At 37.9% G+C, this 17,866-nt stretch carries 12 protein-coding genes; 6 read left to right on the forward strand and 6 right to left on the reverse strand.

Features of this window, described 5'->3' with window-relative positions:
• Nucleotides 1-18: 18 nt before the first annotated feature.
• From secA to MM236_RS08220, 4 genes are all read left to right on the forward strand, one after another.
• Entirely contained in the window at nucleotides 19-3,396 is a 3,378-nt protein-coding gene (secA, locus tag MM236_RS08205; protein ID WP_241274477.1) for a preprotein translocase subunit SecA, read from the forward strand.
• Between the two features lie 11 nt (nucleotides 3,397-3,407).
• Nucleotides 3,408-3,932, forward strand: a complete 525-nt coding sequence (locus tag MM236_RS08210; protein WP_241274478.1) for a hypothetical protein — start codon at nucleotides 3,408-3,410, stop codon at nucleotides 3,930-3,932.
• 3 nt (nucleotides 3,933-3,935) lie between these two features.
• Nucleotides 3,936-5,123: a M20 metallopeptidase family protein gene (locus MM236_RS08215; protein ID WP_241274479.1), complete on the forward strand. Its 1,188-nt coding sequence runs from the start codon at nucleotides 3,936-3,938 to the stop codon at nucleotides 5,121-5,123.
• A 295-nt stretch (nucleotides 5,124-5,418) separates the two neighbouring features.
• Nucleotides 5,419-6,195 carry a S1/P1 nuclease gene (locus MM236_RS08220; RefSeq protein ID WP_241274480.1) on the forward strand — a complete coding sequence of 259 codons (777 nt, stop codon included), beginning with the start codon at nucleotides 5,419-5,421 and terminating at the stop codon, nucleotides 6,193-6,195.
• A 60-nt stretch (nucleotides 6,196-6,255) separates the two neighbouring features.
• Here MM236_RS08220 and MM236_RS08225 read toward each other — a convergent pair whose 3' ends face one another.
• From MM236_RS08225 to MM236_RS08240, 4 genes are read right to left on the reverse strand one after another with little or no spacing between them, the layout of a single operon-like run.
• Entirely contained in the window at nucleotides 6,256-7,848 is a 1,593-nt protein-coding gene (locus tag MM236_RS08225; RefSeq protein WP_241274481.1) for a hypothetical protein, read from the reverse strand.
• Nucleotides 7,849-7,860: 12 nt separating this feature from the next.
• Nucleotides 7,861-9,027 (reverse strand): DUF4249 domain-containing protein, encoded by a 1,167-nt coding sequence (locus tag MM236_RS08230; RefSeq protein ID WP_241274482.1) that lies wholly within the window; start codon nucleotides 9,025-9,027, stop codon nucleotides 7,861-7,863.
• Complete coding sequence (locus MM236_RS08235) at nucleotides 9,027-11,771, reverse strand: TonB-dependent receptor (RefSeq protein WP_241274483.1); 2,745 nt, start codon at nucleotides 11,769-11,771, stop codon at nucleotides 9,027-9,029. The genes MM236_RS08230 and MM236_RS08235 overlap by 1 nt, the downstream gene beginning before the upstream one ends.
• On the reverse strand, nucleotides 11,764-12,480 hold the full coding sequence (locus MM236_RS08240) for a hypothetical protein (RefSeq protein ID WP_241274484.1): 717 nt from the start codon (nucleotides 12,478-12,480) through the stop codon (nucleotides 11,764-11,766). Before MM236_RS08240 ends, MM236_RS08235 begins: the two co-directional genes overlap by 8 nt.
• 236 nt (nucleotides 12,481-12,716) lie before the next feature.
• Here MM236_RS08240 and recG point away from each other — a divergent pair, with 236 nt between their 5' ends.
• Nucleotides 12,717-14,810, forward strand: a complete 2,094-nt coding sequence (gene recG / locus MM236_RS08245) for an ATP-dependent DNA helicase RecG (RefSeq protein WP_241274485.1) — start codon at nucleotides 12,717-12,719, stop codon at nucleotides 14,808-14,810.
• A gap of 92 nt (nucleotides 14,811-14,902) precedes the next feature.
• On the opposite strand, the gene MM236_RS08250 is transcribed toward recG, so the two are convergent.
• Together MM236_RS08250 and MM236_RS08255 are read right to left on the reverse strand one after the other, a co-directional pair.
• Nucleotides 14,903-16,114, reverse strand: coding sequence for a DUF4221 family protein (locus tag MM236_RS08250; RefSeq protein ID WP_255742351.1), 1,212 nt, complete (start codon nucleotides 16,112-16,114; stop codon nucleotides 14,903-14,905).
• 10 nt (nucleotides 16,115-16,124) lie between these two features.
• Complete coding sequence (locus MM236_RS08255) at nucleotides 16,125-16,364, reverse strand: hypothetical protein (RefSeq protein ID WP_241274487.1); 240 nt, start codon at nucleotides 16,362-16,364, stop codon at nucleotides 16,125-16,127.
• Nucleotides 16,365-16,758: 394 nt separating this feature from the next.
• Here MM236_RS08255 and MM236_RS08260 point away from each other — a divergent pair, with 394 nt between their 5' ends.
• A complete protein-coding gene (locus MM236_RS08260; protein ID WP_241274520.1) occupies nucleotides 16,759-17,862 on the forward strand; it encodes a Fic family protein in 1,104 nt (367 codons plus the stop codon).
• Nucleotides 17,863-17,866: the final 4 nt, after the last annotated feature.

Raw genomic sequence — 17,866 nt, forward strand, 5'->3', positions numbered from 1 at the left:
AATTATATAAAGCATGATATGTTAGAAATTATAGCAAAAGGTCTGGCAAAAGTTTTTGGAACTAAGTCAGATAGAGATATAAAAGAGTTGACTCCGAAAGTAGCGTTGATCAATCAGGAATTTGAGAAACTCAAAAACCTTTCTGATGATGAATTAAGAGGAAAAACAGCCGAGATCAAGTCAATTATCAACAGTGATTTGAAATCTTTTGATGACAAAATAAAAGGTTTCAGAGACCAAATTGAAGCTTTGGCACCAGATAAAGTCCATGAAAAAGATGCTCTTTACAATGAAATCGACAAGACCGAAAAGGAAAGAGATGAAGCCTTGGAAGTTGTATTGGAAAAAGTAATGCCATTGGCTTTTGCAGTAGTCAAAGAAACAGCCAGAAGATTCAAAGAGGTGGGAAGCCTGAAAGTCAAAGCAAATCTTTATGATAAAGAATTGGCAGTCAAAAAGGCAAACGTTGAGATAGTAGGAGAAGAGGCTATCTGGCACAACAAGTGGATGGCTGCTGGCACAGAAGTAGTATGGGACATGGTACACTATGATGTACAGCTTATCGGTGGGATGGTATTGCACAAAGGCAATATTGCTGAGATGGCAACTGGTGAAGGGAAAACTTTGGTTTCTACCTTGCCTTCTTACCTCAATGCTTTAGCGGGAAGAGGTGTTCACTTGGTAACAGTCAATGATTACCTTGCAAAAAGAGATTCGGAGTGGAATGCGCCACTTTTTGAATTCCACGGATTATCAGTGGACTGTATAGATAAGTACAAGCCAAATTCCGAAGAAAGAAAAAGAGCTTACAAAGCTGACATCGTCTATGGAACCAACAATGAATTTGGTTTTGATTACCTAAGGGATAATATGGCACGAGATGCAGGCGATTTGGTTCAAGGCAAGCATCATTTTGCGATGATAGATGAGGTCGATTCAGTATTGATCGATGATGCTAGGACACCGTTGATTATTTCTGGCCCTGTTCCAAGAGGTGACGAGCATGAGTTTATGGATATGAAGCCTAGAGTTTCCACTCTGGTAGATGAGCAGCGAAAATTGGTTCAGGGATATCTTTCTGATGCCAAAAAACTAATTGGTGAGAAAAACGAAAAAGATGGCGGATTGGCACTATTCAGGGCGTTCAGAGGAATGCCAAAATATAAGCCATTGATCAAATACCTTTCTGAACCAGGGATAAGGGTAATTCTTCAGAAAACAGAAAATTATTACCTTCAAGACAACAAGCGAAATATGCCTGAGGCAGATGAGCCGCTTCTGTTTACAATTGAAGAAAAAACAAATGGTGTAGAGCTGACTGACAACGGGATTGAAGTCATCACCAAGAAAAATGAAAACCCAGAATTTTTTATTCTTCCAGATATCGGAGTAGAAATCGCTGAGATGGAAAAAAATCCAGACTTGGACGATAAGGAAAAATTGATTCGCAAAGAAGAAATCATCAAAGATTACGGCGTAAAGGCACAGAGAATTCATACAGTCAACCAGCTATTGAAGGCATACTGTATGTTTGAAAAAGACACTGAGTATATCTTGGTAGATGGAAAAGTGAAAATTGTCGATGAGCAGACAGGTCGTGTGATGGAAGGAAGAAGATATTCTGATGGTCTTCACCAAGCAATAGAAGCAAAGGAAAATGTGAAAGTGGAAGATGCTACTCAAACGTATGCTACGATCACTTTGCAGAATTACTTTAGAATGTACCACAAGCTTTCGGGTATGACAGGTACTGCAGAGACAGAAGCAGGTGAATTCTGGGAAATCTACAAATTGGATGTAGTGGTCATTCCGACCAACAGACCAATAGTAAGACAAGATAGGGACGACAAAGTATACAAGACTGTCCGTGAGAAATTCAATGCTGTAGCAGATGAAATTGTAGAATTGACAAAAGCTGGAAGGCCAGTACTAGTAGGTACTACTTCAGTAGAGATATCGGAATTGCTCAGTAGGATGTTGACGATCAAAAAAATCCAACACCAAGTTTTGAATGCGAAGCAACATGCCCGTGAAGCAGATGTGGTCGCTGAGGCAGGTAAACCAGGGACGGTCACGATTGCCACCAACATGGCGGGTAGAGGTACTGATATCAAGCTGACGCCTGAATCAAGATCTGCAGGCGGTTTGGCTATCATCGGTACAGAAAGGCATGAATCAAGAAGGGTCGATCGTCAGTTGAGAGGTAGATCTGGTCGTCAAGGAGATGTAGGTTCATCACAGTTCTTTGTATCGTTGGAAGACAACTTGATGCGACTTTTTGGATCTGAAAGAATCGCAAAGCTGATGGATAGAATGGGGCTGGAAGAAGGTGAAGTGATTCAGCATTCCATGATTTCCAAATCCATAGAAAGAGCTCAGAAAAAAGTAGAAGAGAATAACTTCGGAACAAGAAAGCGTCTTCTTGAGTATGATGATGTGATGAATTCCCAAAGAGAAGTAGTCTATAAAAGAAGACGAAATGCCTTGATGGGTGAGCGACTGGAGCTCGATATTTTGAATATCATGTACGATGTTTGTTCTGATATCATTCAGATGGCTAAGTCCACTGAGGATTTGGAGAATTTAAGAATGAATATTTTCAGCTCCTTAGGAATTGACCATCCATTTAGAGCAGAGGATCTTGCCAATAAAGATGTGTATGCATTGACCCAAGAGCTTTTTGACGCATCCTACAAAAGCTATGTTTCCAAAAACGAAAGGATTCTCGAAAAAGCACTTCCAATCTTAAAAGATGTACATACGCAAAGAGGAGCGACTGTAAAGGAAATAATGGTACCTATTACTGATGGGTTGAAGCAGATTGGCGTAGTTGTTGGTTTGGAATCTACAGTCACTAATGAAGGTCGAGATCTGATCAGAGCCATTGAGAAAAATGTTACTTTGGCGATCATAGATCAAAATTGGAAAGAGCATTTGAGAGACATGGATGATTTGAAGCAATCAGTTCAAAATGCAGTTTACGAGCAAAAGGATCCATTGTTGATCTACAAGTTTGAAGCATTCGAGATGTTCAAGCGATTTGTAGGAAGATTGAATGAGGATGTGATCTCATTCTTGGCCAAAGCTGAATTGCCAACCCAAGACCCAAGTCAAGTAAAAGCCGCCCAAGCACCAAAAAGCCAAGAAAATGTACAGGCTTCAAAAGCAGAAATCGGAAGTACTCTAAATCCTGGAGCAAATAGACAAGCAGCTGCAGCAGTGGCAAATAGACAAGCCGAACAGCAAGTGATAGCTCCAAGGAAATCTGAAAAAGCTTATGGTAGAAATGACAGAGTCACAGCTCAATATGCGGATGGTACGGTCAAGAAAGATGTGAAATTCAAAAGTGTAGAACTAGATGTGGCAGCAGGGAAGTGTATAATAATTGAAGGTTAAAAATTAAAGTTATGATGAAATCATTTTTAAGTGCAGTTGTGTTGGTTTTTTTGCTGGGGTCATGTAACCTCGTCAAAAAGTCAGGAAGTGACAAAAATGAATTTGATTCATACAAAGAGGATTTATCTACTTCAAGGATTAGCTTTCCTGATTTGAAGGATCAAGAGGAGGCTGTTTCTCCGACAGAATCCTTCAATGGAAGTCTTGCTGTTGACGAAGATTTGAATGATGCGTTGAGAAGACTTGCTGATAAAAACCGCTCAGAAAAGTATTATTCTGGATTTACGGTTTTGGTGTACAGTGGACTAGATAGAGACGCAGCGTTCAAAACCAGAAATGATCTGTACATGAAATTTCCAGACATCAAAACCGAAATGGAGTACCAACAGCCAAGGTATTTGGTAAAAGTAGGGAAGTTCACTAATAGAATAGAAGCACAAGCTTATTATAATAAACTGAAGGAAGCATTTCCACTGACAAGGATCATCCAAGATCGATTTCAGAGAAGTGGATATGTGGATTCTGAAGAAAATTAAAGAATGATCAAGGAAAAAATCAAATCACTCGCAAATCAGTATAAATCCGAAGTCATTGCCAATAGAAGGCATTTGCATGCCAATCCAGAATTATCTTTTCATGAATTTGAGACATTGGCTTTTGTAAAAGAGCAATTGTCGAAAATGGGTGTGACAGATTTTGAAGTCAAAGCAGAAACAGGCCTTGTCGTATTGATCAAAGGTAACAACCCAGAAAAAAAAGTAGTTGCGTTGCGTGGAGATATGGATGCTTTGCCGATTATAGAGCAAAACGACGTTTCATATAAATCAACAAAGCCTGGAATAATGCATGCATGTGGCCATGATGTACACACTGCCTCATTGCTGGGAGTAGCCCAGATTTTGAATGAAGTCAAAAGTGATTTTGAAGGAACAGTCAAACTGGTTTTTCAGCCCGGAGAAGAGTTGATACCTGGAGGTGCTTCTCTAATGATCAAAGACAAAGCATTGGAAAACCCAAGGCCTTCAAGTATAATCGGACAGCATGTGATGCCTCTGATTCCAGTAGGTAAAGTTGGGTTCCGCAAAGGAATGTACATGGCAAGCGCAGATGAACTTTATATCACTGTAAAAGGAAAAGGAGGTCATGGAGCCATGCCAGAGACTTTGGTTGATCCAGTTTTGATTGCTTCACACATGATTGTCGCTTTGCAACAAGTCGTCAGTAGAAATGCGTCTCCAAAGATTCCTTCGGTGCTTTCTTTTGGAAGAATAGAAGCACTTGGCGCTACTAACATCATCCCGAACGAAGTTAAGATTCAAGGAACTTTCAGAACTCTCAATGAAGAGTGGAGAGCAAAAGCGCATCACCACATGATTAGCATTGCCAAAGGAATCGTGGAAGGAATGGGTGGTGAAGTGGATTTTGAAGTTAGAAAGGGATATCCATTTTTGAAAAATGCTGAAGAACTTACTGATCGTGCTCAGCACGCAGCTATTGATTATTTGGGTGAAGAAAATGTAGTCGATTTGGATATATGGATGGCTGCAGAAGATTTTTCTTACTACACACAAGAGATTGATGGTTGTTTTTATCGGTTGGGAACCAGGAATGAAGCTAAAGGAATCACTTCTGGAGTGCACACACCTACATTTGACATTGATGAAGATGCGCTGGAAATTGGTGCAGGGTTGATGGCTTATTTGGCTGTGAAGGAATTGGAAGCATAAAAATTTCAGATAATAATTGATACCAAATATTATGGATTTTGTGTTTGATTCGTAAGCTCAATATGATTATTCGCAATCATGCCACTAATCAATTCAACGATTGTTTTTTGGCAAACTGATACTAATAGATATTGGATATTTATTGATATTGGTTCGAAATCACATGTTAATTCAATTATTTAGATTCTACTGTTATGGAAACGGATATACATATAAGCAAAATATCTATATATATCCTGGCTTATAAATTTCATTAATATTTTATCATTATTTCTGGAGTATTTCAAATCGAATTATGAAAAAAATCAAATCAATCGCACTAGCGCTAGTTTTAGTGTTGGGAATGCAAACCCAGTCTTTCGCATGGGGTGCTATTGGACATTATGTAATCGGTAAACTTGCCGAATGGCAAATGGATGCCGCGACTGTTGAGAAAGTAGAGGCAGTATTGAAGCAAGAATCAATCTCTGGCGTAGGTGTTTGGATGGATAACATTCGTTCGGACCAAAAATACAACTATACCAATACTTGGCATTGGGTGACTACAGTAGACGGAGAATATGATCCAACCATCCAAGAAGAAGCAGGAGATGCTTACGAGGCGTTTTTGAGACTCAAAGAAAGTTTGAAAAGCGGAAAATTGACTCCAGAAGAAGAAAGAGATCAATTGAGAATGTTGATTCACATCGTAGGAGATTTGCATCAGCCATTTCATGTAGGAAAGCCAGGAGATCGTGGTGGAAATGATGTGAAAGTGAGCTTTTTCAACAAGGAAACAAATATCCATGCGATTTGGGATTCCGATCTGATCGAAGGTAAAAAAATGAGTTATTCCGAAATAGCGACAGAACTTCAGAAAAGAATCAATCCAAGTTTGGTTGAAAAGTACACCAAAAATTCACCAGCGGATTGGTTGAGAGAAGCAGCTGCCATCAGACCAGATATGTATGATATTCCTGAAAATGGTAGGATTGGATACGAGTACATCTACAGGCACTACCACCATACAGAAGAGAGATTGATTGCTGCAGGGATTAGACTTGCACAGGCTTTGGAAGAGATATATGGATAATAAAAAAGACCGGATTTTGAAGTCCGGTCTTTTTTTGTTTTAAAATGATTGGGTGAAACATCAGTTTCTGACTTCTATTTTATCAATTGAAGTGCTCCATTCATTGCCGTCAAAAAAGCTATGTCTGATCACATAAGTTCCTGAGAGCTCTGATGGATATATATTATCTATTCCACTTTCAGCTTCATCATTCCAATAGATCAGGTTTCTAAAATCAGGAAAATTTTTATCCTCTCTGTTCGGGTTTACACCTCTATCTCTCAGTTTGATTTTTGAAGCAAATTTGTAATAATCTAAATATAAAGCTTCTTTTGGTAGCTCAAATCCCCCAAAATCCCCAATTTTTGAGGTAAGGCTGATTACACCATCATATGCCTGATCATTGAAATAGAACTTCCTGTTGATCAGATCAATCTTTTCTATTCCCTTTGGGTCAAAGGCTGCGAAGGCATTTGCATCCATAATAGGCATATTGTCAATCAACAAGAGCGGATTTTCCTGAAATACAATTCCTGTTGGATCATTCATTACTTTGAAAAGCACATTTCTATTACTTTTTCTGACATACACTTCTGGAATGTATTCCTTAAGCGTAATTTCTACATTTTCAAATCTGTTATAATCATCAAGGATGTATGTTTTATCTGGTTTGATTTCAGTATTGATCAAACCATTGCCCATTGTCTCTGGCTTGTAATAATATTCCTCCACCCTTCCAGCAAGTATCAGATTTTCTAAGAAGGACTCTTGTTCTCTTTTGAGTTCCAATGCTGGCAATTCAAATCCATCCAAAAACTGTAAATTGAGAAAGGGAGAGATTAATTCAAAATCCATAGCGGAACTTTGATCATATTTTTGAGCCAAAAGAAAATTTACATCCTTGAAAGAAGCTAGTTCAAAGAACATTTCACCTACCTCATTTGGTTTTGCAATGTTAAAATAGTTTTGCCTACCATGAGCTGAAAGGTAATATGGCTGGTTTGAGCTCCCACTCCTTACCCGTGCATGTACTACATGACCATACGGTTCGGGTAGCACTTTATCCATTGGAAGTGGCTTGTAAATATTGTTTGAGATTCTTCCATCATATTTTTCATCCAAAAATGGATTGGAAATTGAAATTGAAAGAATTCCTGATTTGGGGATTTTTATGGTGGATGAACTGTTTTTTGTTAGCGTACTTTCAGAAATCAAATTACGCTTTGTTTGATCTTTGATGACAATAGTATCCTGCGTTTTAGAATTGGTAACAATAGGTGCGGGTTTTTCCGGATTGATGATAGTAATCAATTGATTGAACACACCTTTTTCACCAGTAAATGCACTGCTTCTGGTGTAGCACCTGAACAGGTAATGGTCTGAAATCAAATGAAGTGGTGCTTTAAAGTTGTTTGAACCTTTTCCATTTTCAAGTGGAATAAGCAATTGGTGTACAGATATCCCGTTTCTATTGACAAGTTCGATGTAAGCCATACTTGGTACGAAAGTCGTATCCGTGGATTCTACATCTATTGAAAACCATATAGGTTCTCCAGTGATGGCGATATTTTTGGATAGATGAACAAATACTTTTTCTTCCCAATCAAATTGTTGGGCACTTATTTCTAAATTGACAAATAAGAGAATTAAGCAACTGATAATGATTCTTTTCATGTTTAAATTGGCTTAGTCTTCCCAAAAATCAGGTCTAATTAAAGTACCACCTCTTTCTGTACAGTCTACACAAAACTTTGTAGCAGCTTGAAATGCAGTTGGGGATGGTGTGTTTCCTCCAAAAATCGGATTGACAGGCATTAAATTTCCAGAAGTAAAGTAGTCTGCATAATCACGTGGGGCAATAGTATCTGGGCGAATTGCGCACCCATCGTAATCTTGGATACTTACAGACCAAGGAGAAACTTCTTGATTTGTGATAAAAATTCTTTTCTCAGTGGCTACTCCCATGCTGATATAACCTATAGCTGAGATATTTTCATCTCCCACTTTTTTGATATTTCCACCTATCAATGAAGGAAGTGGACTGAATATCCCTCCAATATCCTCGGTGTTTTTACGCATGATTTCCCAGAAATCAAAAGCATTTCGATCTATGGCAATTTGCCTCACCAAAATACTGTACTTCAAACCAAGTTTTTCTGAAGAGTTTGGGATCAAATTGATCTCTCTATCTAGGATCTGATTGTTACTAAATCTTGCGCTATTTTCTATTATTACGCGCTGAACTCTGTTTTCATTCCAGCAGACTGAGACATTTGTCTCGGGTGTTACTTCTTCCATTACACCTCTATCAGGAAGATATCTATAAGAAGTCGGAATCGCTGACCGGAAGCGCCAATCTTCCTCAAACTGCCAAAGAAAGTAGGGGTTTTCTTGACTTCCTTGCGTATTTACTCTGATGGTGACTCCTGAATTAGTACGTCTCCAACTCAATTCAGCTATTTCAGGAGATTCAAGTGGCTGCATCAAGTCGGAAAGGTATTCATCATTATTTCGTAAGCTTATTCTTAATCTATATTGTTGATTGGAAGGTAAGATAGTGGACATGCTGTATGTGCCTGAAGGGCTTTCAAGTAATCTCCAAGTTCCATTATTTTCACCTTCTAGTTCCACTAAGGCTCCAGGTTCAACATTGAATGTTGAATCATTCAAATTCCCAGTTCGGCTCAATCTAATTACAGACCGCTCACCGTTTGTAGCAATAAATCCCTCTACTACCAAAAGATTGGTATCAGCAGGATCAATATTTGGATTATATTCCTCCCTGCATCCTATCGAGAGGATAGATGCCATCAGTATGAATATAAAGGGAGTTAAGATTTTATACTTTTTCATTAGATTTTGAAATTGTAAGTAATGAAAGGAATAGGACGGGCAAATATGGATAGCTGGTATCCCTGAAGCACTCCATTTACCGGTGTGAAGAATACTGAATAGGGATTTTGCCTACCTAAAACATTATAGACCCCGAGGGACCAAGAAGAGTGTGCTAGTTTTTTGGTTTTGTGATTGCCTTCTAAATTAATAGAGAAATCCATCCTGAAATAATCAGGAATTCGATGGGCATTTCTTTCAGAGAAATAAATCCTTTCCGAACCAGCATAGTCAAACTTGGCGACAGGTAGCGTGATTGGTCTTCCAGTGTTGTAGTTGAAATTCAGAGAAGTGCTTACTCTTTTGCTGAGTTCATAGTTCCCCATGACAGTCACATTGTGAGGTTGGTCAAAATTATTTGGATACCAGTCACCATTGTTGATTTTTTCTGCCTGCTCGTCTGCTGCTGTTCTCAACAAAGATCTAGAGTAGAAATAACTAATCCAGCCATTGAGCTTGCCAGTATTTTTCCTCAACATCAATTCTACTCCATAAGACCTTCCTTCTGTCTTTAGAATATCCTGCTCTACTTGTTCATTGAGCAAAAGAGTAGCTCCAGATCTATAATCCAAAAGGTTTCTCATGCTTCTGTGATACACTTCTGCAGAAAATTCATACATGTCCTTTTTGAAATTTTTATAATAACCTAAGGATATTTGATCTCCCCATTGAGGGTTGATATTGTTGTCTGATAGTTTCCATGTATCTGTCGGAGCTATGGCAGCATTATTTGTCAACAAGTGGATAAATTGTCTATTTGTATTATACCCAATTTTGATAGATGAAGTATTGTCCAAAAGGTATCTTGCTCCCAGTCTGAATTCGGGGCCATGATAAGTCTGGATGACTTTTCCAGAGCCAAAACTCTCTTCTCTTTCTAAGGTGTTTTCCGAAGGAGATTCTCCTTCTTGATAGAACCTTGCAGTATTTGGTCCCAAATAATTGTAGATAGCATACCGAATACCCAAATTCAAATTTAGTTTTTCACTAATCTCAATATCGTCAGCTAGGTAAAGAGCTGATTCCAATGCTCTCTCAGAATTGACTCTCTGCGGTAAAATCCCAGAATCCAACCCAAAAGGATCAAGCTGTCCTGGACTGAGTCGATATTCTTGCGAACTTAAACCATAGCTTAGCTTATGTCGAAACCCAACATCTTGTTTAAAATTTAATCGCAAGAACTTCTGTCTGATTCTGTAACCTAAATTATATGCATTGCTTGGACTGTCCCTACCTTCTATATTGAAATTGTATTCATCCTGACCTATGACCAATTCCGATTCTATGTTTTCGGAAATAAAGTACTTCCAAGAAGCATTGTAATTGAGATTTTCATAACTAAAAACAGTGTCTGCTTCAAATTGGAAACTGTCTTTACTGGTATAGGCATTTAATCTGATTTCGTGTTTGTCAGAAAGACGGTGAGCAATATTAAAATTGAAATCATAGAAATTTGCCCGACCATTGCTGAATGAGGTGTTTTCTTCCAACAGATTTAATAGCCAGTCAGAATAGGTAGATCTCAAGCCTACGGCAAAAGTTGTGTTTTCTCCAAGAGGACCATCTACACTCAACCTTCCTGTCAATAGTCCTATTCCTCCGTTGACTTTTATCTTGTCGGTGTTTCCATATGTTCCGTTTACGTTCAAAACAGAAGATAATCTGCCCCCATATTGCGCAGGAACTCCAGCTTTGTATAGATCTACTCCACTAATCAAATCTGCATTGAAAGCCGAAAACAAACCAAAAAGATGAGATGGGTTGTAAACAGTAGCATGATTGTAGAGAATCAAGTTTTGATCAGCTGCTCCGCCACGGACATTGAACCCTACACTAGCTTCACCAACCGTCTGTACCCCTGGCAAAGAAAGTACGCCTCGGATGACATCTACTTCACCCAATACTGCAGGGATCTTTTTGATAGTGGACATTCCAAGTTGTTGTATACCCATTTCAGTTCGACCTATGTTGAGGTTTTTTTCTGACAATAATAGAAATTCATCCAAGCTGATAATATTCTCCTCAATAATCAGATCGAGTCTGCCATCTGCATTGATCTGTATTTGCCGTTGTTCTACAAAACCACCTAAGTTTTGTACGAACAAAGTATGCCTACCTTTTGGAAGGGTGATACTAAACTCTCCGTCAGCATTTGTTGATGTGCTCGTTGTTTTGGTTTGCTCGTATATCACAGCTCCAGGAACTGGGTTTTGGGTATCATATCCTATCACCTTTCCACGCAAAGTCGCTGATCCAGTATTGTTTCCGTCGGGCTCTCCAATTACATATAGCCTATTTCTCGTAAAAGTTCTATCTCCATCAGCCATTCCATCATTAGAAGAAATCTTTGAGTTTTCAGTGAAAAATGTCGGACTTAAGCTGAAGCTAAGCGCCTTTCCTTTTGTGATAAATACCCTGTCTTCTTTATCTATACTGAATTTGAAATCTGTTTTTTCAAATATCGCATAGAGAACCTCTCTAAGGCTGCTTTTTTCCATAGAAAGATTGACTTTTATATCTTTCAATTCGGCCTGATCAAAATAGAATGAGTAAGGAGTTGTATTACTTACAGTTTCAGCAAATTCACCAAAAGTTTTTCCTATGAATGTTCCAGTAATCAACCGCTCTTGCTGAGAAACTTGCTGTGCCAAGCTTAAATTTGATAAACCTAGGAAGGCAATAAGAATCCATGAAAATCTATTCATTGCCTAGATTGTTTTTATAGAATTGAACAATAGCTGTATGGTAAGTCCTATTGCTTTTTCTGTATTTGACTCCTTTTTCTTTTAGCATTTTTCTTGTAGATTTTTTGTCCAGGCCTAGGATACCGATGATTTCATTTTTACCTTTTATATCGATCAAATCCTTGTCATGAAGAAGGATGAAATTTTCGTATGAATCAAAACGAGAATTTCTTTCCAACCCTTTGATTTCTCTTTGCACTGATTTTCTATGAAAGGCAAAAAGACCATTAGGCACTACTTCTTCCAAAAATCTTTCTTTATAATCTTGGTTATTCCCAATCAATTGGCCTTTGACAAAGCGAACAGCGCCAAGCTCGGATTTAAGTATGAATTCACTTACTTTATTAGATTGAATCATCACTTTTTTAGCATGTGTCGGATTGAGAACTACAATGTTTTGGGAGACCAATTCATAAAGAGCTGGGACATCTCTGTAAACTATCCCATTGAAAACAATGTCAGCGTAGGTGTAAGAATTGGTTTGGAAAAAAGCATGTCCTAAAAAAACACTTGGGTACTCTACATATTCCCCACCATTGAAAATCTCAGGTGTCATAGGAATGCTATTGGTATAAAGCGCCATTGGTAACTGGTTTTGTGCCGACACATGAAGTGTTGCATAAGCATAAAGGAAGATGCCAAAACCAACTTTGAAATAGTATTTTATCATTATGCTAAAAGAAATAGATGTTGTGAATAGGGTGAAAGTCTGCTTAACATGCAATTTAGATAAATTATGCGCTTAAGGATAACCATTAATTTGAAATCGTATTTATATTATACAGCTGGTTATGGCGGGATTTGAAATCAATTTTACTTATTTATCAGTAGCCATTTTTTTATTGGTTTTAGCTTTTTCGAATTGGATAACTTAATTTGTGACTTTTCAACCAAAGCCAATTATCATTGTCCGGATTCTTTGATACCAAGATAGAATTTCTAAAAGGAATGGGTCCGCAAAAAGCCGCCCTTTTCAATAAAGAATTGAATATTTTCACTTTTGGTGAACTGATACAGCATTACCCTTTTCGATACGAAGACCGTACAAAATTCTTCAAAATAAGAGAATTGAATGAAGACCTTGACCATGTGCAGGTCATCGCTAGGGTAAGAAGTGTAGAGACAATAGGAGAAGGTAGAAGAAAGAGGCTCGTAGCCCATATTTTTGACGAGACTGGAGAAATGGAACTGACTTGGTTCAAAGGTATTCAGTGGGTTGTCAAAAAGCTGGTGACGGGAGCTGTCTATGTGTTTTTTGGCAAACCAGCCAAATTTGGCAGGAAGTTTAGCATAGCCCACCCAGAGATGGATGTGTTCACAACTGCCCAAGAAGAGCGGAATTCTTTTCAACCTGTCTATCCTACTACTGAAAAACTCAGGGCTAAATATTTAGATTCTAAAGGGATATCAAGAATTATGGAAGGGCTTGTCGCAACAGCCTATCCTCAGATTCAGGAAACAATGCCCGAGAATGTCTTGCAACGCTTCAATCTGATCCCCAAAAAAGAAGCACTTAAGCAAATCCATTTTCCCGAAAACCCCGAAATCCTCAAAAGAGCTAGGTATAGACTGAAATTCGAAGAGTTTTTCTACGTACAATTGAGGCTACTAAAGCTGAAGCTTACCCGAACGGAAAAATCCCAAGGGCAAATCCTCAATCAGACAGAGTTGCTCACCAAATTCTACAAAGAGCATTTACCTTTTGAATTGACAGAAGCACAAAAGCGCGTGGTTAGGGAATCATTTGCGGATATGAAATCTGGCAAACAAATGAATCGCCTGATCCAAGGGGATGTGGGAAGTGGGAAAACCATGGTGGCATTTATTTGTATTTTGATAGCAATCAGCTCTGGAGCACAAGCTTGCTTGATGGCACCGACGGAGATTTTGGCCAATCAGCATTTTGAAGGACTGAAAGAATATGCCGATTTGATGGGTTTGAATATTGCCCTGCTGACTGGCTCTACTAAGAAATCTGCCCGTAAAGTAATTCACGAAACATTGCTTTCGGGTGATCTCCATATCATCATCGGAACCCACGCCTTGCTAGAAGATATTGTGCAATTCAAAAACCTTGGATTGGCCATAGTCGATGAGCAGCATAGATTTGGTGTAGCTCAACGGGCTAAGCTTTGGGCGAAAAATGAAAGGTTTATTCCCCACGTTTTGGTGATGACAGCTACGCCGATTCCACGTACTTTGGCGATGACATTGTATGGGGATTTGGATATCTCAGTGATTGACGAAATGCCCTTGGGGAGAAAGCCGATCCAAACTGTGCATAGATATGACAAAGACAGGTTGAAAGTTTTTGGTTTTATGCGAAAGCAGATCGAATTGGGAAGACAGGTTTATCTCGTTTATCCATTGATTGAGGAATCAGAAACTTTGGATCTAAAGAATCTGATGGATGGCTATGAAAGTATCTGTCGGGCATTTCCCGAGTACCCAATCAGTATTGTGCATGGGAATATGAAAGCTGCCGATAAGGATTTCGAAATGCAGCGATTTGTCAAAGGAGAAACAAAAATCATGGTAGCCACGACAGTGATCGAAGTGGGGGTGAATGTGCCCAATGCTTCGGTGATGGTCGTAGAAAATGCAGAACGATTCGGGCTTTCTCAATTGCATCAGTTGAGAGGGAGGGTAGGTAGAGGGGCTGATCAGTCTTATTGTATTCTGATGAGCAAATACGAGCTCTCCAAAGACAGCAGAATCCGCTTAGATACCATGGTAAGGACAAACAATGGCTTCGAAATCGCCGATGTTGATTTGAAGCTTCGAGGTCCAGGTGATTTGATGGGTACACAGCAAAGTGGCGTTGCTGATTTGTTGATCGCTGACTTGAGTAAAGATGCAGCAATCTTGACCTTGGCAAGAGATGCGGCCCAAGAACTCCTACAATCCGACCCCGATCTCTCCCAACCTGAAAATGCCTTAGTTCTAAGACAAATCCGCGCTCAAAAGAAGCATGAAATCAATTGGAGTAGGATTAGTTAGGGTTTTAGTTCAATATGAATTTTACTCCTTTTGAATCAATTTCAGCAATTGGTTTACAAAAAGATTTACTTTTTCTGATGAGTTTTTTAATATCACTTTTGTAGTTTTTCAAGTTTAAATGAGATAAAGCGTAAAGTGTTTTCATCCATTGCCATTTTTGTATAGTTGACTTTTGGCTGCGAAATCATTAGACCTTCTTTGCTTACATAGCACATATTGTACAGATATTCATAATTGGGTAAAGATACCTCTCCAATAAGGTTAATGTCCTTGTCAAAAATTTGAACAATTGGTTTCTTTGAGTCTTTTCTTTCACCATTATTTTCTAATTCGGAAAAATTTGGTTCTTCAATTATTCTATAATAAACGTTTCTATAAGGGTCAGCAAGAATATTATATACCGTGTATGAATTTAAGAAACGATTAAAAATTTGTTCTCTCGTTGGCTCTGAAAGAAATACTTGATTAGTTTCTTTGAAAATACCTGTAGGGTTTACAAAACTTGGGTTTTGTACCATATTTTGAGTTTTTCCAATTGAATTTGAATATTGATAAGTGATAATAATTCCCGTGGAATCTAGATTAGGTGCCATCCTTGGGATATCTCCATCCTCCCAAAAACCATCATTCATCTTTTTGGGATAAACTGAAAATTTTGATAAAGAATCCTGAGAATTTATATAAAAAAGGTTTATACTAAACTCTGAAGTAGGTTTGGAAGATGATTCAGGAAGTCCACTAATATAAAGGTTTGAATTTTTCAAGAATAAACTTGGAGAGTAAGTTTTCATCCAAGGGATACTGGCATTGGTTTCAGTTGACATTCCATTTGAAGGGTTTATGAGTCCAGTAGTGAAAGAAATATCTCTTAGTTTCTTTGGATGCTCCTTGTCACTAACATCATAAAAAAGAGCCTTATATCTGTATGTATCTATTAGGCAAATGGTATATCTATTCAGAAATGAATATCCTTGTATTTTACCAACTCCCTTTGGACCATTAACATCAAATGCTATTGATTCAATAAATGAATAAGTCTTTGCATCATAAATGTATATGGAGTTATTGTATTCATTTAAAAAAGTAAGCAAATTTTCACCATTAAAATCATAATGTTGAATATGGTTCATGAACATGCTTGTTTGATCATCTAATGCAAAATCGACGTGACCATTTTTTTTTAAGGTATATTGGAGCTTAGAGTCGTACTCAAGATTACCATTACAGGATAAAAAAAGGCTTAATATAAAAAGGATTAACAAAGGGGGGACTCCCCCTTTGTTAAAGTATTGAAAAGATTTCATATATGATTTTTTAAGGAGTTACTACTACATCAGGTAAACAACTTCCACCTGATCTAGCACAGTATATAGCATCCCAACTCCAAAACATAAAATAATACCGAGTATGTGTAAAATGACGGTATTCGGTTGAGTCAATAGTTTCAGCTTCTTCTTCTGTTTGTGCATTTAATGTAAAAGAATTTGGATTAAAACTTATTCCAATCATTAGGAATAGTGCTATTAAAGTCACTGTTTTTGATAGTAATTTCATAGTGATAAAATTTAGTAAGTGAAATAATTTATTTTGTGGCAAAAGCCTGTAAACAAATCTTAAAAAAATCACTGCGCAGTTATTTTGTAATGATTTGATATTCAATTATAAACATAAAACATAAAACATAAAACATAAATTTTTTTTATGGCGATTTTATAACTTTCTGATAATCAGTAAAAAAAAATTGTATAAAATGTAGTTCTTTCAACCCTCTAGTTAGTTTTTAAGTTGTCATTGTGTTGATAATCTATTGCTTAACCTATGCTTTTCCCCCAATAGTCAGCTCAAAATATCTATGCAACGATTAACAGCATTATTCGATGCAAAGTATGCGGCGATTAATTTTGTATTCGACTATCCTTGTTTATATTCGTTGTAAAATAAGCAACGAATAATGACTTATATCCATCAAAATGCTAATTGGCCATCTTTTCATTGGAAAAATAAAGAGATTATCAATCTATTGAGTCAAGCCAGAAATCTGCAGGGAAGGCTATCGGGAAAAATGGAATCCCTGGGTCTTGATTTAAGAAATGAAGCGATGTTGGACACCTTGACGCTTGATGTACTGAAATCATCTGAAATAGAAGGGGAATATCTCAATCCAGATCAGGTTCGTTCTTCAATTGCTAGAAAGTTGGGTTTAGAAATAGCAGGTTCTGTCGAATCGGATAGGCATGTGGATTGTGTAGTTGAAATGATGGTCGATGCTACTCTTAATTGTTTTCAGCCTTTGACCGTGGATAGACTTTTTGATTGGCATGCTGCATTATTTACCACAGGTAGGAGCGGAATGTACAAAATCACTGTAGCTGATTGGAGAAAAGACTCTACGGGACCCATGCAGGTAGTTTCTGGTGCTTTGGGAAAAGAAAAGGTATATTTTCAAGCTCCTGATGCTGCGTTGGTTGAGAAAGAGATGCGTCAGTTTTTAGATTGGTTCAGTAGCAATAATGAAATCGACTTGGTCTTAAAAGCGGGGATAGCGCATTTATGGTTTGTTACGATCCACCCTTTTGAAGATGGAAATGGTAGGATCACAAGAGCTTTGACAGATATGCTCTTAGCCCAATCCGATAAAAGCAATCAACGCTTCTACAGCATGTCGGCCCAAATCCGAATTGAAAGAAAAGCGTATTATGAAATTTTAGAAAAGACGCAAAAAGGAAATCTTGATATCACAGCATGGATCCAATGGTTTTTAAACTGCCTGATCAATGCATTGCATGCCGCAGAAGCTACCTTGGTTAAGGTGTTGTTCAAGGCAGATTTTTGGGCAAAACATTCAAAAACGCTGCTCAATGAAAGGCAAAGTAAAATATTGAATATGTTGATGGACGAATTTGAGGGGAACTTGACCTCTTCCAAGTGGGCAAAAATCGCCAAATGCTCTAAAGACACTGCTATTCGGGATATAAATGACCTAATAGCTAAAGAAATTCTCAAAAAAGAACCAGCAGGTGGTAGAAGTACGAATTATGAGTTAAAGAGATGAAATT

The organism is Belliella calami (assembly GCF_022549695.1).
GTDB lineage: Bacteria > Bacteroidota > Bacteroidia > Cytophagales > Cyclobacteriaceae > Belliella > Belliella calami.